The following is a 25853-nucleotide window of genomic DNA, read 5'->3' as shown; positions in this document are numbered from 1 at the left end:
CCCGATGTGAGGAGGCAATCATGACCGAGTGTATCGAGACAAACTCCCCCGCCCTGCCGCGTCCCGCCGAACAGGGCAAGACCGTTGGCCGCGTGACCGTGTGGACGCTCGCTGCCCGCGCTGTGACTCTGCTCCTGACCTGGCAGAGCCGCGTCATGGAGCGGAACCATCTGAGGATGATGGACGACCGCATGCTCCAGGACATCGGCCTGTCGCGGGCCGATATCGAGGGCGAGGCGACCAAACCCTTCTGGAAGGGCTGATTCCCATGACCATTCTCGACATTTTCGAGGTCGAGGCGTTCGGCGCCGGCCTGCCCTTCCGGGGCAATCCGGCGGCCGTCGTGCCGATGGACGAGTTTCCGCCCGATGCGACCCTGCAGGCGATCGCGGCCGCGAACAATCTGCCGGAGACGGCCTTCTTCGTGCCCGGCAATGGCGAGGGCCACTATCGTCTGCGCTGGTTCACCCCCACGGTGGAAGTACCGCTGTGCGGCCATGCCACCCTGGCCAGCGCATTTGTCATCATGACAATCATGGCGCCGCACCTTCCGGCGGTGACATTCGATTCGGCCTCCGGCCTTCTGGCGGTGACAAAGTCGGGGGATGTCCTGAGCCTGGATTTTCCCGCCCGGGGCCACGAGCGGATCGAGATCCCGGCGGCTCTCTCGGCCGCCCTCGGCGCCGCGCCGGCCGAATGCTGGCGCACCGGCGGCTTCCTGATGGCCGTCTTCCCGACGGCGGCGGAGGTGGCGGCCCTGGCCCCGAATTTCCGGGCGCTGGCTGCCGTCGGCGAAGTGATCGCGACCGCGCCGGGGGACGATGTCGATTTCGTCTCTCGCTTCTTCGCTCCCGGCATCGGCATCGACGAAGACCCGGTAACCGGCGCCGCCCATTGCAGCCTGACCCCGTTCTGGGCCGCGCGCCTGGGCAAGCCGGTGATGGAGGCGCGGCAGATTTCGGCTCGGGGCGGCTTCCTCACGGTCGAGGATCAGGGGCCGCGCGTGACCATTTCCGGCCGGTGCCGGCTCTACCTCGAAGGCCGCATCCACATCTGACGCCGCGTCACCTTGGGGGTTCCGCGTGCCCATTGTGGGCGCGGCGCCGACCGTGCATCCTCCCCTCAACCATAAAGGGGAGGATGTCATGGGCGAGTTCTGCACGATCGAGCGCGACGGCCATCTGCTGACCGTGACCATCAACCGGCCGGCGGCGATGAATGCCCTGCACCCGCCGGCCAATTTCGAACTGCATGACGCCTTCGACGCCTTCGCCGCCGATCCCGATCTCTGGGTCGCGATCATCACCGGCGCCGGGGACCGGGCCTTTTCGACCGGCAACGACCTGGTGTTCCAGGCCAAGGGCGGCGCGATCGAGATCCCGCCCAGCGGTTTCGGCGGGTTGACCAACCGCTTCGACCTGACGAAGCCGGTGATCGCCGCCGTCAACGGCTTCGCCATGGGCGGCGGTTTCGAAATCGCGCTCGCCTGCGATCTGATCGTCGCCTCGGAAAATGCCGTCTTCGCCCTGCCGGAGCCGCGCGTGGGTCTCGCCGCGCTCGCCGGCGGCATGCACCGCCTGCCGCGCCAGATCGGCCAGAAGGCGGCCATGGGCATGCTGCTGACCGGGCGCCGGGTGCCGGCGGCGGAAGGCAAGGACCTCGGCTTCGTGAACGAGGTGGTGCCCGAGGGCGAGGCCCTGGCGGGCGCCCGGCGCTGGGCCGAGATGATCCTGGAATGCGCGCCGTCCTCGATCCGCGCGACCAAGGAAAGCGCGATGCGCGGCCTGGAGCAGCCGGGGCTGGAAGCGGCGATGATGGGCAATTACCCGGAAGTCGGGCGCCTGTTCATGTCGAAGAATTTCCGCGAGGGGCCGCGCGCCTTCGCGGAGAAGCGCAAGCCCGTCTGGACCGGCGACTGATCGCCGGTCCGGGGCGGCGGTCAGGCCGCCAGCGCGGCCTTGTTGCGGAATTCCGCGTTCAACAGGCCGGCGTCGCCGAACAGCTTCTCGTGCCATTCGGCTTCCAGCGCCCTGGTGTCGTGATCGGCCGGGTGGAAGCGCGGGCGCAGGAACGACGGCAATTGCCGGACGACGCCGGTCAGGAAACCGCCCCGGCCGAACAGCAGGCCCATGCCGCGCGCGTGATCCCGCAGGTCGCGGATGCGCGCCTCGCGCAGGAACACCACCGCCCAGGCGGCCAGCACGGCCGGGATCACCACGCCGAGGGTCAGGGCCGCGCCCTGGGCCCGTTCCGCCCGCGTGCCGCCGATCGCCTCGAAGACGTCATAGGCGACGGACTTGTGCTCCAGCTCCTCGACCGCGTGCCACAGCCAGAGTTTCATCGCCTCCGGCTCCGTCGTGGCGTGGAAGCGCGCGTCGGTCAGCCATTGTTCGGCCAGCGCCGCGGTGAAATGTTCCATGAAGATGGTGGCCGCCAGTTGCTGGCGCTTCGGCGCGCGCTTCAGGACCGCCAGCGCCGAGCGGATCAGGCGCTCCGGCACGGCGACGGCGAGGCCGCGTTCGGCGAAGAGCCTGTTCAGCCGCTCGTGCTCGCGCCCATGAAGCGCTTCCTGCCCGATGAAGCCGGAGACCCGCGCCTTCAGGGTCGGATCCTCGATCTCCTTGCGAAAGGCGCGGACACTGTCGAGGAAGAAGCGCTCGCCGTCCGGAAAGACGCCGGAGAAGACGACGAACATGGCATTGGTCAGGACGTTGCCCTCGAAGAAGGGCAGACGCGCGCGGCCGGCGTCATGGTCGAACACCATGTTGCGCGGCGGCACGCCGACATTGGCGCTGTCGGGGACGATGGACATGGCTTACTCCTCCCGCTTGACCGGAACTCCCATGTCCTCGAACATAATCCGACCTATTGTTCGGATACAATTCGGGTTTCCATGGCAAGACGACCGACACAGCAGCGCGCCAAGGCGACGGTGGAGACGATCATCGAGGCGGGCTTCATCTGCGTTGCCCGGCACGGCCTGCAGGCGACGACGACGCGGCGCATCGCCGATGTCGCGGGCCTCGGCGTCGGCTCGATCTACGAATATTTCGACAATAAGGAAGCGATCTACAAGGCGATGAACCGCCACTTCGTCGCCGAGGTGGTGGGCTTCGTCCGGCCCCAGATCCAGACCCTCGTTCGGATGGAGATCGCCGATGCGGTGCGTCATCTGATCGAGGGTATCGAGGCGGTCCTGCGCCGCGACGACGAACGCTACCTGCGCTTCGTGCGCGCGACCTTCGCCAACAGCCAGGCCTTCGACTTCGGTCCGGTGCGGGACGTGCTGATGGACCTCTTGCTGCAATATGTGCTGCGTCATCCGCAGATGGCGCGCCTGCCCGACCTCGCGGTGATGAGCCATCTGCTGATCCATGCCAGCGTCTATATCGTCGTCCAGCATCTGTCGGACGAAAACCCGGCCTTCAGCTTCGCCGAGCTGGGCGCGGGGCTGGCGCGCATGGTCCATCACTATGTCACCATGGAAATCGCGGCCTTGCCCTGAGGTCCGGCTTGCCCTGAGACCCCGCTGGCAGCGACACTTGCCGCAACAACGAAAACAATGACCCGAAACCGGGGGAGGAGAGACATGGGCCTGCACACAAAGCTCTGCGACCTGCTCGGCATCGAGCATCCGGTCATGCTCGCCGGCATGGGCGGCGTTGCCTTCGCCGAGGTCTGCGCCGCCGTTTCCGAGGCGGGCGGCTATGGCTGTCTCGGCATGGCGGCGCTGCCGCCCGAGAAGATCCGCGAGGAAATGCGCAAGGTGCGGTCCCTGACGGCGAAGCCCTTCGCCGTCGACCTGCTGACCGCCCTGCCGGAAACCCTGACCGCCGCCGTCGACATCATCATCGAGGAAGGTGCTTCCGCCTTCGTCGCCGGTCTCGGCGTGCCGGCCCCGATCATGGAGAGGCTGAAGGGCGCGGGCCTGAAGGTCATGGCCGTCTGCGGCACGGTGAACCATGGCCGCAAGGCCCAGGCGGCGGGCTGCGACGCCGTGATCGCGCAAGGGACGGAAGGCGGCGGCCATACCGGCAAGGTGGCGGGCATGGCGCTGATCCCGCAGATGGTCGACGCGCTGGACATCCCGGTGGTCGCGGCCGGTTCCATCGTCGACGGCCGCGGCCTCGCCGCCGCGCTCGCCTTCGGGGCGGTCGGGGTCTGGATGGGCACGCGCTTCATCGCCTCGACCGAGGCCAATGCCGCCCAGGGTTACAAGGAGGCGATCGTCGCCGCCCGCGACGAGGATACGGTGATCACCCGCTGCTTCACCGGCAAGACGCTGCGCGCCATCCGCAATGACTATACGACCGAATGGGACGGCAAGACGGACCAGATCCAGCCCTTCCCCATGCAGGCCATGATCTCGGCCCAGGCGGGCGCCAATCTGACCCTGATGGGCGTGACCGACGGTATCGACGCCAAACGCGCCTGCCTCGCCGCAGGCCAGGGCTCGGGCGCCATCCACGAGATCCTGCCGGCGGCCGAGATCCTGCGCCGCACGGTCGAGGAAGCGGAAGCGGTGATCACCGCGCGCCTGCCCAGGGCCGTGGTCCGCCACGACAAGCGGCCGGGGGATGCCGCCGCCGAGTAACAAGACTCATTCAAGAAAGCATTCGCATTCGTGCTTTACCCGCATCCTTCGCGTGTTACCGTTTCGTGTAGGCACAACAAGGGGTGTGGGGCAGCATGGATACGGTGATCGACTTTCTGAATACGGTCTTCTGGGGCTATGTGCTGATCTACGGCCTGCTGGCCGTCGGCATCTATTTCACGATCCGGCTGAAGCTGGTGCAGCTTCTGCATTTTCCCGAGATGATCAAGGCGGTGCGCGGCTCGCGCGCGGGGGACCATGCGGGCATTTCGCCCTTTCAGGCGCTGTGCACAAGTCTCGCGTCGCGGGTCGGGACGGGTAACATCGCCGGTGTCGCGGTGGCGCTCTATCTCGGCGGCCCGGGGGCGATCTTCTGGATGTGGGTGGTCGCCGCCCTCGGCATGGCGACGGCGCTGGCCGAAAGCACGCTGGCCCAGCTCTACAAGGTCAGGGACCACAACGGCAACTACCGGGGCGGCCCGGCCTTCTACATCGCACGCGGCCTGGGCGCGCCCTGGGCGGCGGTGCTGTTCTCGATCTGCCTGATCCTCTCCTTCGGACTGGTGTTCAACGCCGTTCAGGCGAATTCGATCGCCGATGCCGTCCAGGGCGCCTTCGGCGTCGACAAGGTGGTCAGCGGCGTGGTCACCGCGGCGCTGACCGGCGTGATCATCTTCGGCGGCATATCCGTGATCGCCCGGGTGGCGGAAGTGGTGGTGCCCTTCATGGCGCTCGGCTATCTCGCCGTCGCGCTCATCGCCCTGATCATGAACATCGGCGAAGTGCCTGGCGTCATCGGCACCATCGTCTCCTCCGCCTTCGGCTTCGAACAGGCGGCGGGCGGCGTCACCGGCGGCATCATGGCGGCGCTGCTGAACGGCGTGAAGCGCGGCCTGTTCTCCAACGAGGCGGGCATGGGTTCCGCACCCAACATCGCCGCCGTCGCGACACCCGATCCGCACCATCCGGTCAGCCAGGGCTTCGTGCAGGCGCTCGGCGTCTTCATCGACACCCTGCTGATCTGTACCGCGACGGCGATCGTGATCCTGCTGTCGGGCCAGCTGGAACCGGGCTCGGGCCTGACCGGCACCCAGCTCACCCAGGCGGCGATGGAAACCCATGTCGGCAGCTTCGGCGCCTATTTCATCGCCGTGGCGATCTTCTTCTTCGCCTTCACCTCGATCATCGGCAACTACTCCTATGCCGAGAACGCCCTGGTCTATCTCGGGGTCGACAGCACCGCCGGCAAGACGATCCTGCGGGTCGCCGTGCTGGGCATGGTGCTGTGGGGCGCCTATGAGAGCGTTTCCACCGTGTTCAACGCGGCGGATGCCTCCATGGGCCTGATGGCGACGATCAATCTGGTCGCGATCGTGCTGCTGTCGGGTCTGGTGGCGCGGCTGGTGAAGGATTATCTGGCCAAGCGCAAGCGCGGCGAGGTGCCCCATTTCGTGGCCGACGAAATGCCCGAACTGAAGGGCGAGATCGACACGGAGATCTGGTCGCGGCCGTAAGGCGCGATCCGGGCGCCCGGGTCAGGGCCGGCGGGTGGCGACGAAGAACACCCGCCGGAACGGGAACAGCACGCCGCCGTCGGCCCTGACCGGGTAGGCGGCGGCGAGCTTCTCGCGGAAGGCGGCGGTGAAATCCGCCGCCGCATCCTCGTCGAGCGCATCGAGATAGGGGCGCAGCGCCGTGCCCTTCACCCATTCCAGCACGGGGTGGGAGCCGGGCGCCGGTGCCAGGGCATGGATATAGGTCGTCTCCCAGGCATCCACCTCCCCCGCCCCGGCATCCAGCAGCAGGCTCGCATAGGTTTCGGCGGCTTCGACCGGGCGGATGCCCTGCACGCCGGAAAGGCGGGCGGCGAAGCGCGGCTCGGCCACGGTCTCGGCCAGCAGGGTGTGGGACGGGGCGGCGTGGTTGCGCGGCATCTGCACCGCCAGCACGCCGTCCGCCGGCAGCCCCGCCATCAGGTCGGCCAGGATGTCGCGATGGTTCTCCAGCCAATGGAACGCGGCATTGGAGGCGATGAGGTCGAACCCGGCGCCGAGGGCGACATCGCCGATGTCGCCCGCGCGAAACACGGCTTCGGGCATCTTCTTCGCGGCGACCGCCAGCATGTCGGGCGAATTGTCGACGCCGGTCAGGGCGAGGCCCGGGAAGCGCGCGGCGAGCAGCGCCGTCAGCTGGCCCCCGCCGCAGCCGAGATCGAGGCCGGCGCGAAAGGCGCGGTCCGGCAGGCGCGCGACGAGATCGGCCGCCGGGCGCAGCCGGGGGCCGGCGAATCTGGCATATTGTCCCGGATCCCAACTTGCCATGCGGACATCCCTTGCCGACCATGCGCCAGACCGTTCCAGTGCCAGACCGACCACGCACCTGTCCGTCGCGGTCGACCCGTTCCAAGGAAGCTACATGCGTATCATGGTCCTGCTGAACGAAAAAGCCGGCACCTTGGCCGATCGGGAGCCCGGCGCCATCGCCAGCGATATCCGCGCCGCTTTCGCCCACGCCGGGCACACGATCAATCTGGTCACCGCCAAGCCGCAGGACATGCGTCTCGCCCTCGGCAAGGCCATCACCGCGCGGCCCGATGCCCTGGTGATCGGGGGGGGCGACGGCACCCTGCACGGCGCCGTCAACCAGGTCCGCGACACGCCCATGGTGCTGGGCGTCCTGCCCCTCGGCACCATGAACCTGACGGCGCGCGACATCGGCCTGCCGCTGGACCCGGCGGCGGCGGCCAAGGCGCTGGCGCGGGGTACCGTGGCGCCGGTCGACGTCGCCATGGTCAACAACGTCCGCTTCCTGCACAGCGCCGTGCTCGGCTTCTATCCCTGGATGATCCTGGACCGGGAACGGGCGCGCCGGCGCCGGGGTCTGCGCAAATGGCCGGCCATGGTGCGGGCCGCCTGGCGCGCCCTGTTCCGCCGCCACGAGCTGGAGGTCGAGGTGGTGCTGGCCACCGATTCGGGCGAGACGGCGCAGATCCGGACACCGCTTCTGGTCGTCGCGAACAATCGATTCGTCGATGGCGCCGGTCCGGTGCCGTCCCGGGCCAGCCTGGCCGACGGCGAACTGGCGGTCTATGTCGCCGAGACCAAGGGGCCGCTGTCCCTGCTGCGCCTCGCCACCGCCGTCGCCGCCGGCCATTGGGAGACGGCCCCGGCGATCCGCTTCGCCGCCTGCCGCTCCGTCACCGTCGCATCGAAGCGCCACCGCATACGGGTCGCCCTGGATGGCGAACTGGTGCATCTGGTGCCGCCGCTCAACTTCCGCATCCTCAGCCGGCGGCTGTCCTTCCTGTTCCCGAAGCGCAGGGAATAGGGCGAAGGACGCGGCGCGCGACGGGCGTGACTACGCCCCCGCCTCCAGCGGCGGGGCGGCCGGCGGGGCGAGGCGGAAGGTGACGGCCCAGGCGGTGCCGCGGCCCGGCGCGGTATCGAGTGTGCTGGCCGCGTCCATCTGCTTGACCAGCCCCGGCACCAGGGCGAGGCCGAGGCCGGAGGCCGCGTCGGGATCGAAGCCCCGGCCGTCGTCCGCGACCGTCACGGTGACCGTCTCGCCGGCGACGGTGCCGTCGAGACGTATCGTGCCGCCCCCGGGCCCGAATGCATGGGCGAGCGCGTTGCCGATCCATTCCGTGACCAGAAGGGCGAGCGGCGTCGCCCGGTCCTGCTCGATCGCGAGCGGCGGCAGGGCGACGGTCAGATGGACGTCGGGGGCCTCGCCCGCGAGGCTGCGGGCCAGTTCGGTCAGCAGGGCGCTGACGTCCACCAGGCTGCGGGCATCGTCGAGATAGAGATGGCGCTGCACGAGGGCGAGCGCGCGCACCCGTTTCTCGACATCCGACAGGGCGTCCCGCGCGGCCGGCGCGCCGGCCTTCCTGAGGTGCAGCGACAGCATCGAAAGCACGGTCTGGAGATTGTTCTTCACCCGGTGGTGGATCTCGCGGATCAGCAGATCCCTCTCGCCGATGTTGCGCTTCAACTCCGCCTCGCGGGTCGCGACGCGGCGTCCCAGGGTGGCGAAACCGTCGCCCAGCTCCCGCAGTTCGGCGGGGGCGCCCGACAGGTTGACCCGATGATCCAGATGGCCCGCCGTGAATTCGGCGGCAAGTCCGCGCAGGCGGCGCACCCAGCGCGTGACCAGGAAATGGCCACCGATGGCGGCGGCGAGGGCGGCCGCCAGCAGGGTCACGCCGATCATCGCGAGGCGCGAGGTCAGATCGCGGTCGATCCAGCCGAAGGTGGAGGCGACGGGCAGGCCGAACAGCACATGGATGGCGCCGCCCTGCAGCACGACGACGGAATAGGCGCGCTCGTTGCCGTCGCGGTCGTCGGCGCGGAATTCCAGCACTTCGTCGTTCACCACCTGGGTCACGATTTCGGGCGCGGGCAGGCCGCCATCGCCGGCGACGCCGCCGGTGCGCCGTGTCAGCACCTCGCCCTGACGATCCAGGACGTAGATCACGCCTTCCGCCGGCAGGCCGGTGTCGCGGGCCACGCGCTCCAGCCGGTCGAGCTTGATCCAGGCGGCGACCACGCCTTCGATATCCCCCTTCGCGTCGATCATGGGCATGGCGGCGACCAGTGCCGGCGCGCCGTCCCCGGGGGCCGCCACCTGGTCGGACAGGGTGAAGTCCTGCAGCAGGGTCAGGCGCTTGAACCACGGCGCATCGGCGTAGCTGATCAGCTCGCGGGACGGCGGCAGATCGGTGGAACAGACCTGGCGGCCGTCCGGCGCGACCATCGCAAGGCTGCCGTATTCCGGGTAGATCTCGAGAAAGGCGGTGAAGACCCGCGGGCAGCGGGTCCCGGCCGAGGGCAGCGAAATGTCGGTGGTCAGGCCGACCAGCAGGCGCCAGGTGTCGAGGAAGAAATCGCGTTCGTGGGCGGCGGCGAGGCTGGCGAACTGATGGACCTGGGTCTCGGCCCGGCGCGTCTGTTCGTCATAGGCCTGGCGCGCCACCAAGGCCCCGCCCGCCGCCGGTGCCGCCAGAACGAACAGCATAAGGACGATGAGGCGGGAACGCAGGGGATCGAGGAGACGCAGCAGGCCGGACACGGTTTTCGCCGATGCCGCGTCAGCGGCCCGGATGGTGGAACAGGGCTTGCGCCATGGTAACCACCAGGGTTTCGGGATCGAACGGCTTGGCGACCAGATAGGTCGGCTCCATGCGCTCGCCCGTCAGCAGGCGTTCGGGAAAGGCGGTGACGAAGACCACCGGCACGTCCAGGGATTCCAGGATCTCCTGCGCCGCCTCGATCCCGGTCGAACCGTCGTCGAGCTGGATGTCGGCCAGCACCAGGTCGGGCCGATGCTCGGTCGCCAGCGCCACCGCCTCGCTCTTCCGGGTCGCATTGCCGATCACCTCGTGGCCGGCGTCCCGCACGATCTCGGTGATGTGGAGCGCGATGATCGGTTCGTCCTCGATCACCAGGACGCGGGCGCTCGGCTGGGCGGCGAGCTCGTCATGGGCTTGCGCCAGCCAGGCGCCGACGGTGTCGACATCGGTGCCGAGGATGGTCGCGGTCTCGGCCCGGCTCAGGCCTTCCAGCACCGAAAGGAGAAGGGCGCGGCGCGGGGCCGCCGGCAGGGCGCCGAGGCGGGCCTTGAAGCCGCTGTCGTCTTCGGGCGCGGTCTCGGTCGAAAGCCCGTCGGCGGCGGCATGGACCAGGGCATAGAGCTGGGGTTTGAGGTCGCGCGCCGGATCCAGGCGCGCGCCGCCGCCGGCCAGCGCCTGCAGAGCCTCGCGGATCAGGGCGTCGCCCGTCGCCTGGGCGCCGGTCAGGGCGCGGGCATAGCGACGCAGGAACGGCAGGATTCGGGCGATTTCCTGCTTCAGGTCGGTCATCTTGTCTTTCCTCTCGGACGGCCGACAAGGCTCCGGCCCGTCCCGGCCGAACCGTGCCACAAATATGCTTGGGAACCAATGCGGCCCCTTCCCCGTTGGTTCCAAGGTCGCTAGCCTCGAAGTGCCATGCCCGATAAGCCCAAGTCCCCGAAATCGAAAGCCGGCAAGCCCGTTCCCGAGCAATGGGTCGACGACAAGCTGCGCAAGTTGTACGACGACGTCGCGGCGGAGCCCCTGCCGCAGGATCTCCTCGACCTGCTCGACAAGATCGACGTCGGCGGCGAGGGGGGCGACTCGGGCAAGGGCGGGGGGCGGTCTTGACCGAGGCGCGCGGCGGCAACGGCGCGGAAACGCCCGTGAAGTTCGACATACGCGCCGAGGTGATCGCGGTAATGCCGCATCTGCGCGCCTTCGCCCGCTTCCTGACCGGCAATCGCGAACGGGCGGACGACCTGGTGCAGGACGCGGTGGTGCGCGCCCTGACGGCGGCCCATCAGTTCCAGCCCGGCACCAATTTCAAGGCCTGGATGTTCACCATCCTGCGCAACCTCTTCTACAACGAGGGGCGGAAGGCGCGGGTGAAGATGGACCCCTTGGACGAGGTGACCGAGAACCAGCACGCCGCCGGCCCGACCCAGGAAGCCGGCCTCGAATTCGACGATTTCCGCCGCGCCTTCTGGCGTCTGACCGAGGAACAGCGCGAAGTGCTGATCCTGGTCGGTGCCTCCGGCGTTTCCTACGAGGAGGCGGCGGAAATCTGCAATTGCGCCGTCGGCACCATCAAGAGCCGCGTTTCCCGCGCGCGCACCCAGCTCACTCGCATTCTGGGCGGCGACAAACTGGGCTCGCGACTCAAGGATACGGATGCGCCGCTGCCGGCCGAAATGGCCGCCTTCCTGACCCTCGGCGGGCCGAAGCGGAACTGATCACCCCATCGCCTTGGTCGAACGCGTGATCGCCGCCTTCAGGAAGTGGATCTCGTCCGCGCCGAGCAGCAGCCCGATCGAAATGTCGAGATCGTCGCCGAGGAACATCAGGCGGCGGTCCTTGGCGTGGATCTCCTCGATGCGCGCCCAGGGCAGGCGGTGGCGCGGGGCGACGGCGTCGTTCTCGCCGGCCTCGCCCAGGGTGATCCCGGTGCGATCCACGACGATGCCGAGGCGCTTCGTGCCCATGCGCGACCGGACCAGCACGGTCAGGGCGAAAGTGACCATCAGCGAGACGGCGGCGCCGAACAGCAGAAAGGCCGTCGAATCGCCGAAACCGTCTTTCACGACCAGATAGATGCAGACCCCGGCGCTCAACAGGCCGATCAGAAAGGCGCCGAGGCCGATGGCAGGTGGAATTTCCGGCATCTCGCGGGCCAGCACCAGGCGGTCGCTGTAGATTGTCTCGCGCCACTGCGGCGGACGAATCGCCGGCGCATCGCTTTCGATGTGACCGCCGAGGACCATGTCGCGATAGCTGCTGTCCAGATGTTCCGGCGCGCGCGCGCCGACTATGGAACCGGTATCGTCCATGGTCTCGACCGGCAGGCCGAGGGCGCGGCCCCAGGCTTCGCCCATGGCGCGCTGGGCGCGCAGGCTGTGCGCGGTGTCGAGCAGAAGGCGATGCCGGTTGCCCGGCACCGCCAGATAAGTCTTGTAGTAGGTGGAGGAACCGCCTGAACCGCCGTGCCGGGACGACGACGACCGGCGCACGACGACCCGGCGCGCCGTGACGGCGACGGCGTCGCCCGCCGGGATCAGATCGGTCCGCCGCGTGCCGAAGGCGGATTTCTTCCAGACGGCGATACTGCCGTCGGCATTGACCTCGATCCCCTTGCGCGACCGGATCACGGTCAGCGCCAGGAAGGCGATGATCGCGATCAGCGCCGAGGTGAAGAGGAAGCCGCTGTCCTCCGGCATGACGCCGTTGGCAGCGAGGCCGATGAGGGCCGGCCCGAACATCAGCAGAAGAACGCCGAGCGCGAAGAAGGCGAGGATGCTGGGCGACCATTGCGAGATGAAGAACGGCGGCGGGCCGGGCGGTTTCGCCATCGCGGTCAGAGCCCGAATTCGGCGGCGAAGGCGTCGATCTTGCGGGCCATGGCGATGTCGAGTTCCGAAAGGCCGCCGGCGTCATGGGTCGACAGCAGGACGTCCACGGTCTTGTAGACGTTGAACCATTCGGGGTGGTGATCCATCTGTTCGGCCACCAGGGCGACGCGGGTCATGAAGGCGAAGGCCTGGTTGAAGTCGCGGAACACCAGCCGGCGTTCGATCGCGTCGCGCACCTCCGCCATGTGCCACAGCGGCAGGCTGGCGAGGGCGGCGGCCCTTGCGTCTTCGGTCAGTTTCTCGCGCATGACGTTCCCTCTCGGCCCCGGCGCGGGCCCTGTTCCCGGGCCCCTTTTCAAGAATATTTCAGTCCTACGGGACTGGACAGCGCGCCGCAAGGCGCTAACGTCACGCCCGATGACCCATGCGAAATTTCTCGACAGGCTCGTCGCGCCGAGCCTCGACGACATCGAAGCCCTGGCCCTCCAGGCCCTCGCCGAGATCCCCGAGAACCTCCGGGACAAGATCAGGGACGTGGTGATTCGCGCCGAGGAATTCGCCGACGAGGAAACCCTGAGCCACATGGGCATCGAGGATCCCTTCACCCTGACCGGGCTCTATCGCGGGGTGCCGCTGAAGGACAAGTCGGTCATCGATTCGGGCGGCCTGCCCGACATGATCCACCTCTACCGCCGCCCGATCCTCGACGAATGGTGCGAGACCGGCGGGGCGCTGGGCGATCTGGTGCGCGAGGTGCTGATCCACGAGATCGGCCATCACTTCGGCTTTTCCGACGACGACATGGACGCCCTGGAATAGGGGGGCGATTCAAGTCATCGTCATCCCGGCGAAGGCCGGGATCTCGTGGGCGAAGCGCGCCTTTTCCGGTGGGAGGTCCCGGCCTGCGCCGGGACGACGAGTGATTTTATTTCACGCCTTCAACAACTCATCGACGAAGGCGGGCACGAGCTCGCTGGCGGGGCCGTAGCGGGTTTCGGCGAAGAGGGAATGGCCCTCCGACGGGTCGAGATTCAATTCGACCGTGCGGGCATGGCCGAAACGCCGGACATGGGCGACGAAACCCGCCGCCGGATAGACCGTGCCCGAGGTGCCGATCGAGACGAAGAGATCGCATTCGTCGAGGGCGGTGAAGATCTCCTCCATCCGCAGGGGCATTTCGCCGAACCACACGACATGGGGGCGGAGCGTGCCGGCGACGCCGCAATCGGCGCATTCCGAGTCGACGAAGAGATCGTGGCGATGCTCGCTCACGGTCTCGCAGGCGCCGCAGCGGATGCGGGAGAGTTCGCCGTGCATGTGGATGACGTTGCGGCTGCCCGCCTGTTCGTGAAGATCGTCGACGTTCTGGGTGACGATCAGCACGTCGCCCGGCCAGGCGGTCTCCAGACGGGCCAGCGCCTCATGGGCGGCATTGGGCCGGGCGTCGCGCAGGTTGGCGCGCCGCGCGTTGTAGAATTCGTGGACGAAGACGGGGTTGCGGGCGAAGCCCTCCGGCGTCGCCACGTCCTCGAGATTGTAGCGGGTCCAGAGCCCGTCCTTGTCCCTGAAGGTGCCGAGGCCGGATTCGGCCGAAATGCCGGCGCCGGTCAGGATGACGATATGGCCGTAACCCATGGCATCAATCCCCTTCGTCCAGATCGAAACGTTCCTCGAGCGTATAGACCGAATGCTCGTTGCCGGTCACGCTGGAATAGAGCGCGAAATGATCGGCGCGCCAGGCCGGGTACGACAGGGTGCCGTTCCGTTCGATGAAGGCGCCGAGGCGCTGGACGTCGGGCGCCTTGAGACGCGCGAGCGTGACATGGGGCACGAATCGCCGGTTCTCGACCTCCAGCCCCGGCACCCGGCGCAGCGCCGATTCGACCCGGCCCGCCAGGTCCGCCAGGCCCGCGACCGGGGGCACGGCGGCATAGAGCAGGCGCGCGCCGCGCCGCCCGTCGAAGGTGCCGACGCCCTTGACCGCGACATCGAAGGCATCGGCATGAATGCCGTCCAGAGCCGCCACGACGTCGTCCGCCACATGTTCCTCGACATCGCCGATGAACTTCAGGGTGATATGGAAATTCTCGACCGGCGTCCATCTGGCGCCCGGAATGCCGCCTGCCAGCAGCGCCAGGCTCTGGCGCAGCATCGCCGGCAGGGGCAGGGCGACGAAGAGGCGGACCATGCGGATGACCTTGCTCTGCGCCGGGATGACGCCCGCGTCCTCAGGGACAGGGGTTGGGGCCGGCGCGGTGGATCGCTTCGATGCCTTTCAGTACCGGCTCCGACAGTTCGACGTCGATCGAGGCGATGTCCATCTTCAACTGATCCATCGTCGTCGCGCCGATGATGTTGGCACCGAGGAAGGGACGCGTATTGACATAGGCCAGCGCCATCTGCGCCGGGTCCAGCCCGTGCTCGCGCGCCAGCGTCACATAGGCGTCGGCCGCCGTCTGGGCGCCCGGCGTCGCATAGCGCACGAAACGCGAGAACAGGGTGAGGCGCGCGCCTTCCGGCCGCGCGCCGCCGAAATATTTGCCGGAGAGAAGACCCATGGCGAGCGGCGAATAGGCGAGAAGCTCCACCCCTTCGCGGTGCGCGATCTCGGCATTGCCGATCTCGAACAGGCGATTGACGAGGTTATAGGCGTTCTGCACCGAGACGACGCGGGGCAGGCCCAGTTTCTCGGCCGCGGCCAGATAGCTCATGACGCCCCAGGGGCTCTCGTTGGACAGGCCCAGGTAGCGGACCTTGCCCGCCTTCACGAGGCCGGCCAGCGCGTCCAGCGTCTCGGCGATGGGGATCAGGTCGTCCTGCTCGAAATGCTTGTATTCCGCCATGCCGAAGGCATTGGTGATGCGTTCCGGCCAATGGACCTGATAGAGGTCGACATAGTCCGTGTTCAGGCGCTTCAGGCTGTCGTCGACCGCCTGCTCGATCTGGACCTTGTTCAGACGCGTCGTCGGCTTGCGGATATGGGCGCCGGGGCCGTCGCGGCCCGCCACCTTGGTCGCCAGGATCACCTTGTCGCGATTGCCGCGCGCCTTCAGCCAGGTGCCGATATAGGCCTCGGTCCGTCCCTGGGTTTCGGCCTCGGGCGGGACGGGATACATTTCGGCGGTGTCGATGAAGTTCACGCCCTGGTCGAGGGCATAGTCGAGCTGTTCGTGGGCTTCGGCCTCGGTGTTCTGCTTGCCCCAGGTCATGGTGCCGAGGCAGATCACGCTGACGTCGAGATCGGTGCGGCCGAGACGGCGATACTTCATGGGTAATCCCTCTACTGCAGGGCGTCGATCACCAGGGGGGCGATCCGGTCGGCGATGATGGCGACGCCGGCACCATTGGGGTGCATGCCGTCGGCCTGATTCAGATCGGGCTCGGCCGCGACGCCATCGAGGAAGAAGGGATAGAACGGCACCTGATGCTTTTCCGCAAGTCGCGGATAGATCGCGTTGAAGGCGGCGCCATATTCGGGCCCCAGGTTGGGGGGCGCGTACATGCCGGTCAGCAGCGCCGGAATGCCCTTTTCGTCGAGCCGGGTCAGGATCTGGTCGAGATTGGCTTCGGTCGCGGCGGGGTCGAGGGCGCGGAGCGCATCATTGGCGCCCAGTTCGACGATGACGAGGTCGGGTGGCGCGGCCGGATCGCCCAGCGCCCAGTCCAGCCGAGCGAGGCCGCCGGCCGAGGTGTCGCCCGAGACGCCGGCGTTGATCACCTCGGCCTCGACGCCGTTTTCGGCCAGGGCGTTCTCCAACTGAACCGGAAAGATCTCGCCGTCCGGCAGGCCATAGCCATGGGTCAGTGAATCGCCGAGGGCGAGAATCCGCTTCGGCGCCGCCTCCGCGACGGCCGGGCCCGCGACGCCGAGGATCAGCATCAGGTTGAAAACCAGGGCCCGCAGGCCATATGACCAAAGTCCGTTCTTCGTTCGCACAGGTTCCATCCTTGGCCGATCCCGAAATCAAGCTCGACGCCGTCCGTCTCACCCTCGGCAGCGCCGCCGGGCCGGTCGACATCCTGAGGGGCATCGACCTCGCCGTCGACCCCGGCGAGACCGTCGGCCTGATCGGTCCCTCGGGCTCCGGGAAATCGACCCTGCTGTCGGTCATGGCCGGCCTCGAGAAACCGACCTCCGGCACGGTCACGGTCGCCGGCCAGGCGCTCCATGCGCTGGACGAGGACCGCTTGGCGCGCTTCCGTCGCGACAATGTGGGGATCGTGTTCCAGTCTTTCCACCTGATCCCGACCATGACCGCGCTCGAAAACGCCGCCCTGCCGCTGGAACTGGCCGGCGCCGCCGACGCGCGCGAACGGGCGGAGGCGGAATTGGACCATGTCGGTCTCGGCCATCGGCTGGACCATTATCCGGCCCAATTGTCGGGCGGGGAACAGCAGCGCGTCGCCCTCGCCAGGGCTCTCATCGGCAATCCCCGCATCCTCTTCGCCGACGAGCCGACGGGCAATCTGGACGGCAAGACCGGGGCCACCATCATCGACATGCTGTTCGACCTGGGCCGCCGTCAGGGCGCCACCCTGGTGCTGGTCACCCACGACGCCGGCCTCGCCGACATGTGCGGGCGGCGCATCCGCCTTGCCGACGGCCGCGTCGTCGCCGACGAACGCGCCTGATGAACGGCCAGTTCCGTCTCGTCCTGACGCTCGCCCGGCGCGAATTGCGTTCCGGCATCGGCGGCTTTCGCATCTTCCTCGCCTGTCTGGTGCTGGGTGTCGGCGCCATTGCCGGCATCGGCAATCTGGGGGCGGCGATCAACCGGGGCCTTGCCGAGAACGGACAGGCCCTGCTGGGCGGCGATCTCGAATTCCGCCTGATCCAGCGCGAGGCGACGGCCGACGAACGCGCCTTCCTCGCCGGGCAGGGCGAGACCCTGTCGGAACAGCGCCAGATGCGCGCCATGGCCAGGCTGGAAGGCGGGGGGCAGGGCCGCACCCTGGTCGAACTGAAGGCGGTCGACGGCGCCTATCCGCTCTACGGCAGCCTCGATCTCGCCCCCGCCCTCGCGCCCGCCGATGCCTTCGCCGGAAGGGACGGCCTGCCAGGCGCCGCCGTCGCGCCCGAACTGCTGGCACGGATCGACGCCAAGGTCGGCGACGTCCTCGCCATCGGCAATGCGCGCTTCGTCGTCACCGCCGTCATCGAGAGCGAGCCGGACGTCGGCTCCGGCGCCTTCGGCCTGGGGCCCCGGGTGATGATCGCGCTCGACGATCTCGCCGCCACCGGCCTCGTCCAGACCGGCAGCCAGATCCAGACCGGCTATCACCTGAAGCTCGCCCCCGGGGCCAGTTTCCGCCCGGTCGTCGCCGCGGTCGAGGCACAATATCCCGAAGCCGGCTGGCGCATCCGCAACCGCGCCAATGCCGCGCCCGGGACGCGGCAATTCGTCGATCGCATCGGCCAGTTCCTGACCCTGGTCGGCCTGACCGCCCTGGTGGTCGGCGGGGTCGGCGTCGGCAGTGCCGTTCGTGCCCATATGGCGACCAAGACGCGGACCATCGCCATCCTGAAGTCGATCGGCGCGCCTGCCGGCCTCGTCTTCTCCGTCTTCATGCTTCAGGTGATGGCGGTCGCGGTGGTCGGCATCCTGCTCGGTCTGGCACTCGGCGCCGTGCTGCCGATCGCGCTCGGCGGCGTCATCGGCGCGGCCCTGCCGGTGCCGGCGGCGATGGGCGTCTATCTGGCGCCGCTGGTGCGCGCCGCCGTCTTCGGCCTGATCGTCGCAGCACTCTTCGCGCTCTGGCCCCTGGCGCGGGCTCGCGAAGTGCCGGCGGCCCATCTGTTCCGCGATCTGGTGGCGCCCGACCGGGTCTGGCCCCGGCCGCGCTACCTGGTGGCGACCGGGCTGCTGGTGCTGGCGCTCGCCGCCCTCGCGCTGTTCTCGGCCGACGAGATTTCCTTCGGGCTCTATTTCATCGTCGGCACGCTGCTGGTCTTCGTGGCGCTTCGCTTGGCCGGCTGGCTGGTCGCCCTCGTGGCCGCGCGCCTGCCCCGGCCGCGCCGGCCGGGACCGCGCCTCGCGATCGCCAATCTGCACCGGCCGGGGGCGGCGACCGGCTCGGTCGTGCTCTCCCTCGGGCTCGGGCTGACGCTGCTGGTCGGTGTCGCGCTGGTGCAGTTCAACCTCGGCAACCAGGTTGCGGAGCGCCTGCCGAGTGCCGCGCCGTCCTTCTTCTTCGTCGACATCCAGCGCGACCAATACGGTGATTTCGTCGCCACCGTGGATGGCGTCGACGGCGCCTCCGACCTCAAGGTCGTGCCCGCCATGCGCGGGCGGATCGCCGCCATCAAGGGCATCCCGGCGGAGGATTATCCGGTGAAGCCGGACGGGCGCTGGGCACTCCGGGGCGACCGGGGCGTCACCTATGCGCCCCTGCCGCCCGAAGGCACGCGCCTCGTCGCGGGCGAATGGTGGCCGGCCGACTATCGCGGGCCGCCCCTCGTCTCCTTCGACGCACGACTGGCGGATGCCATGGACCTTGCGGTCGGCGACACGATCACCATCAATCTGCTCGGCCGCGACATCGAGGCGAGGATCGCCAGCCTCCGCGACATCGACTATACGACGCTGACCATCAATTTCGCCCTGGTGTTCTCCCCCGGCATGCTGGAGGCGGCGCCCCACGGCTATCTCGCCACCGTCCGCGCGACGCCGGAGGCGGAACCCAAGGTGTTCCGCGCCGTGACCGACCGTTTCGCCAATGTCTCCGTCATCCGCATGAAGGACGCCTTGGAGATGGTCGACAGCCTGCTCGGCCAACTCGGCCTCGCGGTGCAGGTGACCGCGTCGGTCACCCTGGTCGCCGGCCTCCTGGTGCTGGCGGGCTCGCTCGCCGCCGGCCATCGCCAGCGGCTCTATGACGCCGTCATCCTGAAGACGCTCGGGGCATCAAGGGCCCAGGTGCTCGGCGCCTTCGTCGTCGAATATGCCGTGCTCGGGCTCGCCACCGGCGTCATCGCGCTTGGCGCCGGCACGGCGGCGGGTTACGGCGTCATCGTCGGCCTGATGCGCTCGCCCTTCGTCTTCGACCCCGTGACGGCGGTGCTGGCGGCTTCGGCCGGCGTGGTGCTGACCGTGGCGCTCGGCCTCGCCGGGACCTGGGGCGCGCTGGCCGGGCGCCCGGCGGCGGTGCTGCGCAGTCTGGACTGAGCCTCGCCCCGGTGCCCGGAACGGGCACTTGTCCTCCATCGGGCCGCGACCGACCATGCCGCCAACGAATATGACGGGGGAGGGAGAACATGCGGCGCTTGTTGCGGGGGATGGTGATCCTCCTGCTCGGGCTGGGGCTCGGCCTCGGTTCGGCCTATGCAGCACTTCGCCTCGCGCTGGATCAGACCGCGATCCATGTCGGGCCGTGGCGGACGCCGACCGATGCGGGCGGCACCGGCCGTGATCTCTATACGCGGGCGATGGTCGCGGTCGGGGCCCTGCTGGCCCTCAGCCGGACCGAGACGATCTATTTCATGGCCGAACGGGACGATACGGGCGAGGTGCTGCGCGGCGACTGCCGCTATGTCCTGACCGGGCGCGACATGCCCGCGCGCTGGTGGTCGATCACCCTCTATGCCGGCGACCATTACCTGATCCCGAACGACCAGAACCGCTGGTCGGTGAACGATCAGACCGTGACCCGCGATGCCGGCGGCGATTTCAACCTGACCCTGTCGCGGACGCCGGTCGAGGGCGACTGGCTGCCGACGGGGTCGGCGGACCGGCTGTTCCTCTTCCTCCGCCTCTATAACCCCGAGGGCACGGTCGCGGCCGATCCCGCCACCGCCCGATTGCCGTCCATCAAGCGGGAGGCCTGCTCATGAGCCGGTTTTTCCGCACCGCCCTGATCGTGCTGGCGATCGCCGCCGTCACCCATGTCGGCGCCATCTGGGCCGTGCCCCGGGGCATCATGGCCCTGGTCATCGGCGGCGTTGCCGAGGCGGCGGCGGGTTACAACCGCGCCTATCATCCGCCACCGATCGACGACAAGGCGCGCACCGTCGTGCTGCCGTCGCCCGACATCCGCTATTCGATCTGCGCGCTCGACCTTTCGGCGGGGCCGGTCGAGGTGACGGCGACGCCGCCGGCCTCCTATTTCTCGCTCTCGGTCTTCGATGCCATCACCGACAATGTCGCCGTGATCAGCAATGCGACCACGGGCACGGGGCCGATCCACCTGGTGATCGCGGGGGAGGACACGGCGGCGCCCGCGCTGCCCGACGATGCCCATCTGGTCACCCTGCCGACCACGACGGGGCTCCTCCTCCTGCGCGGGCTGGCGGCGACGCCGGCGCTGGCGGAAGCGGCGGAGACGGCCCGGCGGACCCTCGTCTGCCGCCCGCTCGCCCGGGATTCCGCCGGCTGACCGAATGCCCTAGACTGGACGGGCAAGGGAAAGGAGCCCGGTCATGAAGGTGGTGGTCGCGATGATGAAGCACGAGACCAACACATTCTCGCCCATCGTCACCGACCTCGCCCGCTTCGAGGCTTGGGGCCTTCATTTCGGGCCGGCGGCGGAGCGCGCCTATGCCGATACCGCCATGCCCATGGGCGCCTATCTGCGCCTGTGCCGGGAACGCGGCGCCGAGGTGGTCACCCCCGTCGCGGCGGAGGCGATGCCCGGCGGCATCGTCACCAGCGACGCCTACGAGCGCCTGGCGACCGCGATCGTCGAGGCCGTGGCGGCGGGTTGCGACGCCGTCCTCCTCGACCTGCATGGCGCCATGGTGGCCGAACACGTCCCGGACGGGGAGGGGGAATTGCTGCGCCGTCTGCGCGCCGTGGCCCCCGATGTGCCGATCGCCGTCACCTGCGACCTGCACTGCAATCTGACCGAAGCCATGGTCGAGAATTGCGATGCCCTGATCGGCTACAAGACCTATCCCCATGTCGACATGGCGGAACAGGGCGAGCGCATCGCCCGCGTGCTGTTCGACATGATCGACGGCAAGGTGAAGCCGGTCATGGGCTTCGCCCCCATTCCCGTGCTGGCCCAGACGCTGCGCATGGGCACCGACGACGAACCGATGAAGAGCATGATCGACGCGGCCCGTGCGCTCGAAGCCGGGGGCATGCCGGCGGCGACCGTGTTCGGCGGCTTTCCCATGGCCGATGTCGCGCATGCCGGCATGGCGGCGGTGGTGGTCGGCGACGGCGATCCGGTCGCGGCCCAGGCGGCGGCGGACGCGCTCGCCCGGCTGGCGGCGGATCGGCGCGACGACTTCCTCTATGCCCATGAAGCCCTGGAGACGGCCCTCGAGCGGGCGGCGGCCCTCGGCGATCTGGGCGGGCCGGTGATCCTGCTCGATCATGCCGACAATTGCGGTTCGGGCGGCACCCAGGACGTCATGGGCGTTCTCGCCGCCGTGATCGAGAAAGGCCTGAAGGACGTCGCCGTCGGCGCGATCTGGGATCCGGAGGCGGTGCGCCGGATGGTGGCGGCGGGCCCGGGCGTCGAGGTCACCCTCGATCTCGGCGGGCGGACGGACATGCCGGCGATCGGCCTGAGGGGTCGGCCGCTTCGCCTCACCGGCCGGGTGAAGGCGGTGACCGACGGGCGCTTCGTGGTGCGCGGGCCCATGTACACCGGCGTCACGGTCGAGATGGGGCCGACGGCGGTGCTGTCCATCGACGACGGCAGGGTCGACGTGGTGATCACCTCGCATCATCACGAGCCCTGGGACCGGGGCGTCTTCACCTCGGTCGGGATCGAGCCGGAGGCGAAACGCTATCTCCTCCTGAAGTCGCGCATCCACTACCGCGCCGGTTTCGCGCCCCTGGCCCGCGCCACCATCACCCTCGACGGCGAAGGCGTGACCACCTCGGACAATTCGAAGCTCGACTACCGCGCGCTGCGCCACCCGCTCCACCCGTTCGACCGGGTGAACGGCTGATCAGCCAGCTTCAGTTCGCAGCCTGTCGCGATAGACGGCAGGGGCGACGCCTTCCCAGCGTTTGAAGGCGCGGCGGAAGTTGGCCGGTTCGCCATAGCCGATGGTATAGGCGATTTCCTCGATGCTCATATGGGCGGCCTTCAGGTGCTCGATGGCCAGGGTATGGCGCACGTCTTCCACGATGTCGCGAAAGCTCGTGCCCTCGTCGACGAGACGGCGGTGCAGGGTGCGGGGCGTCATGTTGAACAGGCGCGCCACGATCTCCAGGGTCGGATAGGCGCCCTGCTTGTCGAGCAGCAGGCGGCGCACCCGCGCCGACAGGGTCTCCGCCCGCGTCAGCTTCTCCAATTCGCGCTGGCAGATCTGGCGGGCATCCTCGAAGGCGGCGGGATCGGCCATGCGCAGCGGCGCGTCCACCACGTCGAGGGGCAGGGCGAAACCGGCCCAATCCCGTTCGTATTCGACGTCCATGCGGAACAGGGCGTGGGCGAGGCCGGCATAGTCGGGGACCGGGAAGGGAAAGCCGACCATGGTGACGCCGGCAGCCCCCATGCTGGCGGTCTCCAGCATGTTGCGGATGGTGAGCACCACGGCTTCCAGCACCGGCTGGGCGATGTCGCCCAATTCGACCGGGGTTTCGAAGATCACGCGCATGAAGCCGCCCCGCTCCTCCACCCGGAGCGTGACCAGCGAGGTGCGCACCGGGAGGTAATGGCGGGTCAGTTCGATCGCCTGGCGCAGGCTGCCGCTGTTCAGGGCGGCATAGCCGAGCATGCCGTGGGTCGTCGCCGTCAGCCGGTCGCCGACCAGCAGGCCCAGGGCCTTTTCGCCGGTGATGGCGATGCCGTCGCGCACCAGGCCCTTGAACTGGCTGAGCGGCACCTCCAAGGCGGGGTCGGCCAATTGGTCCGGGCTCAGGCCCGAAGGCGCCAGCCAGCGGGCCGTATCGATGCCGCAGGCCGCGACCTGCTCGGCGATCTGGCGCAGGTAATTGGCGGCGAGCGGCAGGCGTTCGGGGGTCATGGCGTCACTTTGTCAATAAATGACCCCCTGTTGTCAATGCCGCCCCTCCCGGCCCTGGCGGCACCGGCGTATTCCCTGAAGCATCGAAAACACGCCGATGGGAGGCCAGGACCATGCAACGGGAGACGGGTGAAGCATTCCAGGTCGCGGTCAACGACCGCATGATCGAGGTCGCGCCGAAGGAGACGATCCTTCAGGCCGCGCTGCGCCAGGGGATCGATTTCCCCTACAGCTGCCGGGTCGGCGGCTGCGCCACCTGCAAATGCAAGCTGGAAGGCGGCAAGGTCCGCGAACTGACCGAGGCGACCTATATCCTCTCGGACCAGGAACTGGACGACGGCTATATCCTGGCCTGCCAGAGCGTGCCGAAATCGGATCTGCGCCTCGCCGTCGACCTGCCGGTCCAGGGCGAGCGTCAGACCCGCCGGGGCGAAGTGGTGGACCAGCGGCGCCTGACCCATGACATCACCCGCCTGACCATCCGCCTGGACGCGCCCATCGCCTATCGCGCCGGGCAATTCGCCGACGTCACCTTCGACGCCCTGCCGGATACGACCCGCAGCTATTCCTTCGCCACGCCGCCCCAGGCCGACGGCACCGTCGAATTCTTCGTGCGCAAGGTGCCGGGCGGCGCCTTCTCGACCCTCGCCAACGACCGCGACGTGGTGGGCGAGACCCTGACGGTCGAGGGCCCGGGCGGCGACTTCTTCCTGCGGCCCGGCATCACGCCCCTGCTGCTGATCGCGGGCGGTTCCGGTCTCGCGCCGATCCTGGCCCTGCTGCGCGGCGCCGGCGCGACCGACCGGACCCGGCCGGTGACCCTGCTGTTCGGCGCCCGCGAAGCCCGCGACCTCTATGCCATGGCGGAGATTGAGGCGCTGCGCGCTTCCTGGCAGGCGCCCTTCCGCTTCGTGCCGGTGCTCTCCGACGGCAAGCCGGATGACGGCTGGGCCGGTGCCCGGGGCCTCGTCACCGATCATCTGCTCGACGGTCTCGACACCGGGGCGGACGCCTATCTCTGCGGCCCGCCGGGCATGATCGACGCGGCGGAGGCCCTGCTGCGCGAGCGCGGCGTCGGCGGCGCCCAGATCCACGCCGACCGCTTCCTGACCCGGGCCGATCTCGCCAAGGGGGCAGGGGGCAAAGGCGCGGGGGCCAAGGTCGCGGCTGGCGGTCAGAAGGTGGCCGGCGTCTTCGACTATCTGAAATTCTTCCTGTTCCACGGCGTCGGCCTGGCGGCGGCGGCGACCATCCTCGCGGGCGGCGCCTATACCACCATCGGACTTCTCGGCATCCTCGCGCTCTATCTGGTCGGCGACGGTTTTTCGGGCGACGACAAGTCGACCCCGCATTTCAGCCGCCCGGCGATCCTGACGGTGCAATTGTGGCTGGCCCTGCCGCTGCTCGGCCTCATCGTCTTCGCCGCGGTCTGGAGCGTCAGCCCGGGCGATCCGCTCGGCTTCGGCGCGCTCATCGCGGGCCTGACGGGTTACGACGCCATCGCGGCGCGCGATGCCACGGCCATCGGCCATCATGTCTCGGCCTTCGTGCTGACCGGCCTGATGATCGGCATGATCGGCACGATCACGGCTCACGAGCTGACCCATCGGACCTGGGACCGGGTCTCCATGTTCTTCGGGCGCTGGCTGCTCGCCTTCTCCTTCGATACCTCCTTCGCCATCGAGCATGTCTACGGCCATCACCGCTATGTCTCGACCGCCCATGACCCGGCGACGGCGCCGCGCGGCCGCAACGTCTATCATCACATCCTGGCCTCGACCCTGAAGGGCAATCTGAGCGCCTGGAAGATCGAGAAGCGCCGCCTGCAGCGCCGGGGTCATGCGGTCTGGTCGTGGCACAATGCCTTCCTGCGCGGCCATATGATGAGTGTCGCCCTGGTCGCTCTCGCCTTCGCCATCGGCGGGCCGGTCGCGGCGGGCTTCTTCATCGCCTGCGCGCTCTGGGGCAAGGCGCTGCTCGAGATCGTCAATTACATGGAGCACTACGGCATCGTCCGCGATCCCGCGACCCCGGTGCAGCCGCGCCATTCCTGGAACACCACCAAGCGCATCTCGTCCTGGTCCATGTTCAACCTGACCCGCCACTCGCACCATCACGCCCAGGGCGAGGTGCCCTATCAGGACCTGAAGCCCTTCCCCGAGGCGCCCCAGATGATCAGCGGCTATCTGACCACGATCCTGGTCGCCATGGTGCCGCCCCTCTGGCACCGCCTGATGACCCCCAAGGTCATCGACTGGGACCGCCACTATGCGTCCCCCGGCGAACGCCGGCTGGCAGCCCGCGCCAACGAGAAGAGCGGCATCGCGGCCTTCGAGACGGAATTCACCGACGCCCCGGCCGAACCCGCCCTGAAACAGGCAGCTTGATCAAAAGAAAGGCCGGGCGGAGATGATCCGCCCGGCCTTTTCGCCTTACGCG

The 25853-nt window shown here is 68.7% G+C and carries 27 protein-coding genes; 16 read left to right on the top strand and 11 right to left on the bottom strand.

Annotated elements, in window-relative coordinates; genetic code table 11:
- Window positions 1-20: 20 nt before the first annotated feature.
- The 3 genes from L2U69_RS06955 to L2U69_RS06945 all read left to right on the top strand — a co-directional run bounded on the left by L2U69_RS06955 (window position 21) and on the right by L2U69_RS06945 (window position 1919).
- On the top strand, window positions 21-263 hold the full coding sequence (locus tag L2U69_RS06955) for a DUF1127 domain-containing protein (protein WP_236106066.1): 243 nt from the start codon (window positions 21-23) through the stop codon (window positions 261-263).
- Between the two features lie 5 nt (window positions 264-268).
- Window positions 269-1057 carry a PhzF family phenazine biosynthesis protein gene (locus L2U69_RS06950; RefSeq protein WP_236106065.1) on the top strand — a complete coding sequence of 263 codons (789 nt, stop codon included), beginning with the start codon at window positions 269-271 and terminating at the stop codon, window positions 1055-1057.
- 88 nt (window positions 1058-1145) lie between these two features.
- Window positions 1146-1919 carry an enoyl-CoA hydratase-related protein gene (locus L2U69_RS06945; protein WP_236106064.1) on the top strand — a complete coding sequence of 258 codons (774 nt, stop codon included), beginning with the start codon at window positions 1146-1148 and terminating at the stop codon, window positions 1917-1919.
- Window positions 1920-1939: 20 nt separating this feature from the next.
- Here the strand turns inward: L2U69_RS06945 and L2U69_RS06940 are convergent, their stop codons facing one another.
- Window positions 1940-2812, bottom strand: a complete 873-nt coding sequence (locus tag L2U69_RS06940) for a metal-dependent hydrolase (protein ID WP_236106063.1) — start codon at window positions 2810-2812, stop codon at window positions 1940-1942.
- Window positions 2813-2893: 81 nt separating this feature from the next.
- Here L2U69_RS06940 and L2U69_RS06935 point away from each other — a divergent pair, with 81 nt between their 5' ends.
- The 3 genes from L2U69_RS06935 to L2U69_RS06925 all read left to right on the top strand — a co-directional run bounded on the left by L2U69_RS06935 (window position 2894) and on the right by L2U69_RS06925 (window position 6108).
- On the top strand, window positions 2894-3505 hold the full coding sequence (locus tag L2U69_RS06935; RefSeq protein ID WP_236106062.1) for a TetR/AcrR family transcriptional regulator: 612 nt from the start codon (window positions 2894-2896) through the stop codon (window positions 3503-3505).
- Between the two features lie 84 nt (window positions 3506-3589).
- The gene (locus tag L2U69_RS06930) at window positions 3590-4594 is read left to right on the top strand and encodes an NAD(P)H-dependent flavin oxidoreductase (RefSeq protein WP_236106061.1); all 1005 of its coding nucleotides are present in this window, start codon (window positions 3590-3592) and stop codon (window positions 4592-4594) included.
- Window positions 4595-4698: 104 nt separating this feature from the next.
- Window positions 4699-6108, top strand: coding sequence for an alanine/glycine:cation symporter family protein (locus tag L2U69_RS06925; RefSeq protein WP_329605374.1), 1410 nt, complete (start codon window positions 4699-4701; stop codon window positions 6106-6108).
- A 21-nt stretch (window positions 6109-6129) separates the two neighbouring features.
- On the opposite strand, the gene L2U69_RS06920 is transcribed toward L2U69_RS06925, so the two are convergent.
- A complete protein-coding gene (locus L2U69_RS06920) occupies window positions 6130-6915 on the bottom strand; it encodes a methyltransferase domain-containing protein (RefSeq protein ID WP_236106059.1) in 786 nt (261 codons plus the stop codon).
- 94 nt (window positions 6916-7009) lie between these two features.
- Here L2U69_RS06920 and L2U69_RS06915 point away from each other — a divergent pair, with 94 nt between their 5' ends.
- Window positions 7010-7921 carry a diacylglycerol kinase family protein gene (locus L2U69_RS06915; protein ID WP_236106058.1) on the top strand — a complete coding sequence of 304 codons (912 nt, stop codon included), beginning with the start codon at window positions 7010-7012 and terminating at the stop codon, window positions 7919-7921.
- 30 nt (window positions 7922-7951) lie between these two features.
- Here the strand turns inward: L2U69_RS06915 and L2U69_RS06910 are convergent, their stop codons facing one another.
- Window positions 7952-9661: a sensor histidine kinase gene (locus L2U69_RS06910; protein ID WP_236106057.1), complete on the bottom strand. Its 1710-nt coding sequence runs from the start codon at window positions 9659-9661 to the stop codon at window positions 7952-7954.
- Between the two features lie 19 nt (window positions 9662-9680).
- Entirely contained in the window at window positions 9681-10451 is a 771-nt protein-coding gene (locus L2U69_RS06905; protein ID WP_236106056.1) for a response regulator, read from the bottom strand.
- A 126-nt stretch (window positions 10452-10577) separates the two neighbouring features.
- On the opposite strand from L2U69_RS06905, the gene L2U69_RS06900 reads away from it, so the two are divergent.
- Together L2U69_RS06900 and L2U69_RS06895 are read left to right on the top strand one after the other, a co-directional pair.
- On the top strand, window positions 10578-10772 hold the full coding sequence (locus L2U69_RS06900) for a NepR family anti-sigma factor (RefSeq protein WP_236106055.1): 195 nt from the start codon (window positions 10578-10580) through the stop codon (window positions 10770-10772).
- Window positions 10769-11377 carry a sigma-70 family RNA polymerase sigma factor gene (locus tag L2U69_RS06895; RefSeq protein WP_236106054.1) on the top strand — a complete coding sequence of 203 codons (609 nt, stop codon included), beginning with the start codon at window positions 10769-10771 and terminating at the stop codon, window positions 11375-11377. The genes L2U69_RS06900 and L2U69_RS06895 overlap by 4 nt, the downstream gene beginning before the upstream one ends.
- Here L2U69_RS06895 and L2U69_RS06890 read toward each other — a convergent pair whose 3' ends face one another.
- Both L2U69_RS06890 and L2U69_RS06885 read right to left on the bottom strand, forming a co-directional pair.
- Window positions 11378-12490: a hypothetical protein gene (locus L2U69_RS06890; RefSeq protein WP_236106053.1), complete on the bottom strand. Its 1113-nt coding sequence runs from the start codon at window positions 12488-12490 to the stop codon at window positions 11378-11380.
- Between the two features lie 5 nt (window positions 12491-12495).
- Window positions 12496-12798, bottom strand: coding sequence for a 4a-hydroxytetrahydrobiopterin dehydratase (locus L2U69_RS06885; protein ID WP_236106052.1), 303 nt, complete (start codon window positions 12796-12798; stop codon window positions 12496-12498).
- Window positions 12799-12907: 109 nt separating this feature from the next.
- Between L2U69_RS06885 and L2U69_RS06880 the strand changes: the two genes are divergently transcribed.
- On the top strand, window positions 12908-13309 hold the full coding sequence (locus L2U69_RS06880) for a metallopeptidase family protein (protein WP_236106051.1): 402 nt from the start codon (window positions 12908-12910) through the stop codon (window positions 13307-13309).
- Between the two features lie 111 nt (window positions 13310-13420).
- Here L2U69_RS06880 and L2U69_RS06875 read toward each other — a convergent pair whose 3' ends face one another.
- The 4 genes from L2U69_RS06875 to L2U69_RS06860 are packed head-to-tail and all read right to left on the bottom strand — an operon-like array spanning window position 13421 to window position 16427.
- Window positions 13421-14125: an NAD-dependent deacylase gene (locus tag L2U69_RS06875; RefSeq protein WP_236106050.1), complete on the bottom strand. Its 705-nt coding sequence runs from the start codon at window positions 14123-14125 to the stop codon at window positions 13421-13423.
- 4 nt (window positions 14126-14129) lie between these two features.
- The gene (gene thpR / locus L2U69_RS06870) at window positions 14130-14678 is read right to left on the bottom strand and encodes an RNA 2',3'-cyclic phosphodiesterase (RefSeq protein WP_236106049.1); all 549 of its coding nucleotides are present in this window, start codon (window positions 14676-14678) and stop codon (window positions 14130-14132) included.
- A 40-nt stretch (window positions 14679-14718) separates the two neighbouring features.
- Window positions 14719-15759 carry an NADP(H)-dependent aldo-keto reductase gene (locus L2U69_RS06865; RefSeq protein WP_236106048.1) on the bottom strand — a complete coding sequence of 347 codons (1041 nt, stop codon included), beginning with the start codon at window positions 15757-15759 and terminating at the stop codon, window positions 14719-14721.
- Window positions 15760-15770: 11 nt separating this feature from the next.
- A complete protein-coding gene (locus L2U69_RS06860; protein WP_329605373.1) occupies window positions 15771-16427 on the bottom strand; it encodes an arylesterase in 657 nt (218 codons plus the stop codon).
- Here L2U69_RS06860 and L2U69_RS06855 point away from each other — a divergent pair.
- The 5 genes from L2U69_RS06855 to L2U69_RS06835 all read left to right on the top strand — a co-directional run bounded on the left by L2U69_RS06855 (window position 16400) and on the right by L2U69_RS06835 (window position 22391).
- Window positions 16400-17122, top strand: coding sequence for an ABC transporter ATP-binding protein (locus tag L2U69_RS06855; RefSeq protein ID WP_408065803.1), 723 nt, complete (start codon window positions 16400-16402; stop codon window positions 17120-17122). The genes L2U69_RS06860 and L2U69_RS06855 overlap by 28 nt on opposite strands.
- Window positions 17122-19656 carry an ABC transporter permease gene (locus L2U69_RS06850; protein WP_236106046.1) on the top strand — a complete coding sequence of 845 codons (2535 nt, stop codon included), beginning with the start codon at window positions 17122-17124 and terminating at the stop codon, window positions 19654-19656. Before L2U69_RS06855 ends, L2U69_RS06850 begins: the two co-directional genes overlap by 1 nt.
- Before the next feature lie 89 nt (window positions 19657-19745).
- Entirely contained in the window at window positions 19746-20321 is a 576-nt protein-coding gene (locus L2U69_RS06845) for a DUF1214 domain-containing protein (protein WP_236106045.1), read from the top strand.
- Window positions 20318-20863, top strand: a complete 546-nt coding sequence (locus L2U69_RS06840) for a DUF1254 domain-containing protein (RefSeq protein WP_236106044.1) — start codon at window positions 20318-20320, stop codon at window positions 20861-20863. The genes L2U69_RS06845 and L2U69_RS06840 overlap by 4 nt, the downstream gene beginning before the upstream one ends.
- 43 nt (window positions 20864-20906) lie before the next feature.
- Window positions 20907-22391: a M81 family metallopeptidase gene (locus tag L2U69_RS06835; protein WP_236106043.1), complete on the top strand. Its 1485-nt coding sequence runs from the start codon at window positions 20907-20909 to the stop codon at window positions 22389-22391.
- On the opposite strand, the gene L2U69_RS06830 is transcribed toward L2U69_RS06835, so the two are convergent.
- The gene (locus tag L2U69_RS06830) at window positions 22392-23414 is read right to left on the bottom strand and encodes an AraC family transcriptional regulator (protein ID WP_236106042.1); all 1023 of its coding nucleotides are present in this window, start codon (window positions 23412-23414) and stop codon (window positions 22392-22394) included.
- 113 nt (window positions 23415-23527) lie between these two features.
- Here L2U69_RS06830 and L2U69_RS06825 point away from each other — a divergent pair, with 113 nt between their 5' ends.
- A complete protein-coding gene (locus L2U69_RS06825) occupies window positions 23528-25801 on the top strand; it encodes a fatty acid desaturase (protein ID WP_236106041.1) in 2274 nt (757 codons plus the stop codon).
- The last annotated feature ends 52 nt before the right edge of the window (window positions 25802-25853 follow it).

The organism is Zavarzinia marina (genome assembly GCF_021568905.1).
Lineage (GTDB): Bacteria > Pseudomonadota > Alphaproteobacteria > Zavarziniales > Zavarziniaceae > Zavarzinia > Zavarzinia marina.
Note: the sequence above shows the minus strand (reverse complement) of the source record. Positions and strands in the feature narration are given on the sequence as shown.

Excerpts from the sequence above, each read along its gene's own strand:
- L2U69_RS06900 (WP_236106055.1), top strand. The coding sequence starts at position 10,578 with ATGCCCGATAAGCCCAAGTCCCCGAAATCGAAAGCCGGCAAGCCCGTT.
- L2U69_RS06840 (WP_236106044.1), top strand. The coding sequence starts at position 20,318 with ATGAGCCGGTTTTTCCGCACCGCCCTGATCGTGCTGGCGATCGCCGCC.
- L2U69_RS06950 (WP_236106065.1), top strand. The coding sequence starts at position 269 with ATGACCATTCTCGACATTTTCGAGGTCGAGGCGTTCGGCGCCGGCCTG.
- L2U69_RS06955 (WP_236106066.1), top strand. The coding sequence starts at position 21 with ATGACCGAGTGTATCGAGACAAACTCCCCCGCCCTGCCGCGTCCCGCC.
- L2U69_RS06885 (WP_236106052.1), bottom strand. The coding sequence starts at position 12,798 with ATGCGCGAGAAACTGACCGAAGACGCAAGGGCCGCCGCCCTCGCCAGC.
- L2U69_RS06875 (WP_236106050.1), bottom strand. The coding sequence starts at position 14,125 with ATGGGTTACGGCCATATCGTCATCCTGACCGGCGCCGGCATTTCGGCC.
- thpR (WP_236106049.1), bottom strand. The coding sequence starts at position 14,678 with ATGGTCCGCCTCTTCGTCGCCCTGCCCCTGCCGGCGATGCTGCGCCAG.
- L2U69_RS06940 (WP_236106063.1), bottom strand. The coding sequence starts at position 2,812 with ATGTCCATCGTCCCCGACAGCGCCAATGTCGGCGTGCCGCCGCGCAAC.
- L2U69_RS06865 (WP_236106048.1), bottom strand. The coding sequence starts at position 15,759 with ATGAAGTATCGCCGTCTCGGCCGCACCGATCTCGACGTCAGCGTGATC.
- L2U69_RS06930 (WP_236106061.1), top strand. The coding sequence starts at position 3,590 with ATGGGCCTGCACACAAAGCTCTGCGACCTGCTCGGCATCGAGCATCCG.
- L2U69_RS06845 (WP_236106045.1), top strand. The coding sequence starts at position 19,746 with ATGCGGCGCTTGTTGCGGGGGATGGTGATCCTCCTGCTCGGGCTGGGG.
- L2U69_RS06935 (WP_236106062.1), top strand. The coding sequence starts at position 2,894 with ATGGCAAGACGACCGACACAGCAGCGCGCCAAGGCGACGGTGGAGACG.
- L2U69_RS06905 (WP_236106056.1), bottom strand. The coding sequence starts at position 10,451 with ATGACCGACCTGAAGCAGGAAATCGCCCGAATCCTGCCGTTCCTGCGT.
- L2U69_RS06835 (WP_236106043.1), top strand. The coding sequence starts at position 20,907 with ATGAAGGTGGTGGTCGCGATGATGAAGCACGAGACCAACACATTCTCG.
- L2U69_RS06850 (WP_236106046.1), top strand. The coding sequence starts at position 17,122 with ATGAACGGCCAGTTCCGTCTCGTCCTGACGCTCGCCCGGCGCGAATTG.
- L2U69_RS06945 (WP_236106064.1), top strand. The coding sequence starts at position 1,146 with ATGGGCGAGTTCTGCACGATCGAGCGCGACGGCCATCTGCTGACCGTG.
- L2U69_RS06855 (WP_408065803.1), top strand. The coding sequence starts at position 16,400 with ATGACCAAAGTCCGTTCTTCGTTCGCACAGGTTCCATCCTTGGCCGAT.
- L2U69_RS06880 (WP_236106051.1), top strand. The coding sequence starts at position 12,908 with ATGACCCATGCGAAATTTCTCGACAGGCTCGTCGCGCCGAGCCTCGAC.
- L2U69_RS06830 (WP_236106042.1), bottom strand. The coding sequence starts at position 23,414 with ATGACCCCCGAACGCCTGCCGCTCGCCGCCAATTACCTGCGCCAGATC.
- L2U69_RS06825 (WP_236106041.1), top strand. The coding sequence starts at position 23,528 with ATGCAACGGGAGACGGGTGAAGCATTCCAGGTCGCGGTCAACGACCGC.
- L2U69_RS06915 (WP_236106058.1), top strand. The coding sequence starts at position 7,010 with ATGCGTATCATGGTCCTGCTGAACGAAAAAGCCGGCACCTTGGCCGAT.
- L2U69_RS06920 (WP_236106059.1), bottom strand. The coding sequence starts at position 6,915 with ATGGCAAGTTGGGATCCGGGACAATATGCCAGATTCGCCGGCCCCCGG.
- L2U69_RS06890 (WP_236106053.1), bottom strand. The coding sequence starts at position 12,490 with ATGGCGAAACCGCCCGGCCCGCCGCCGTTCTTCATCTCGCAATGGTCG.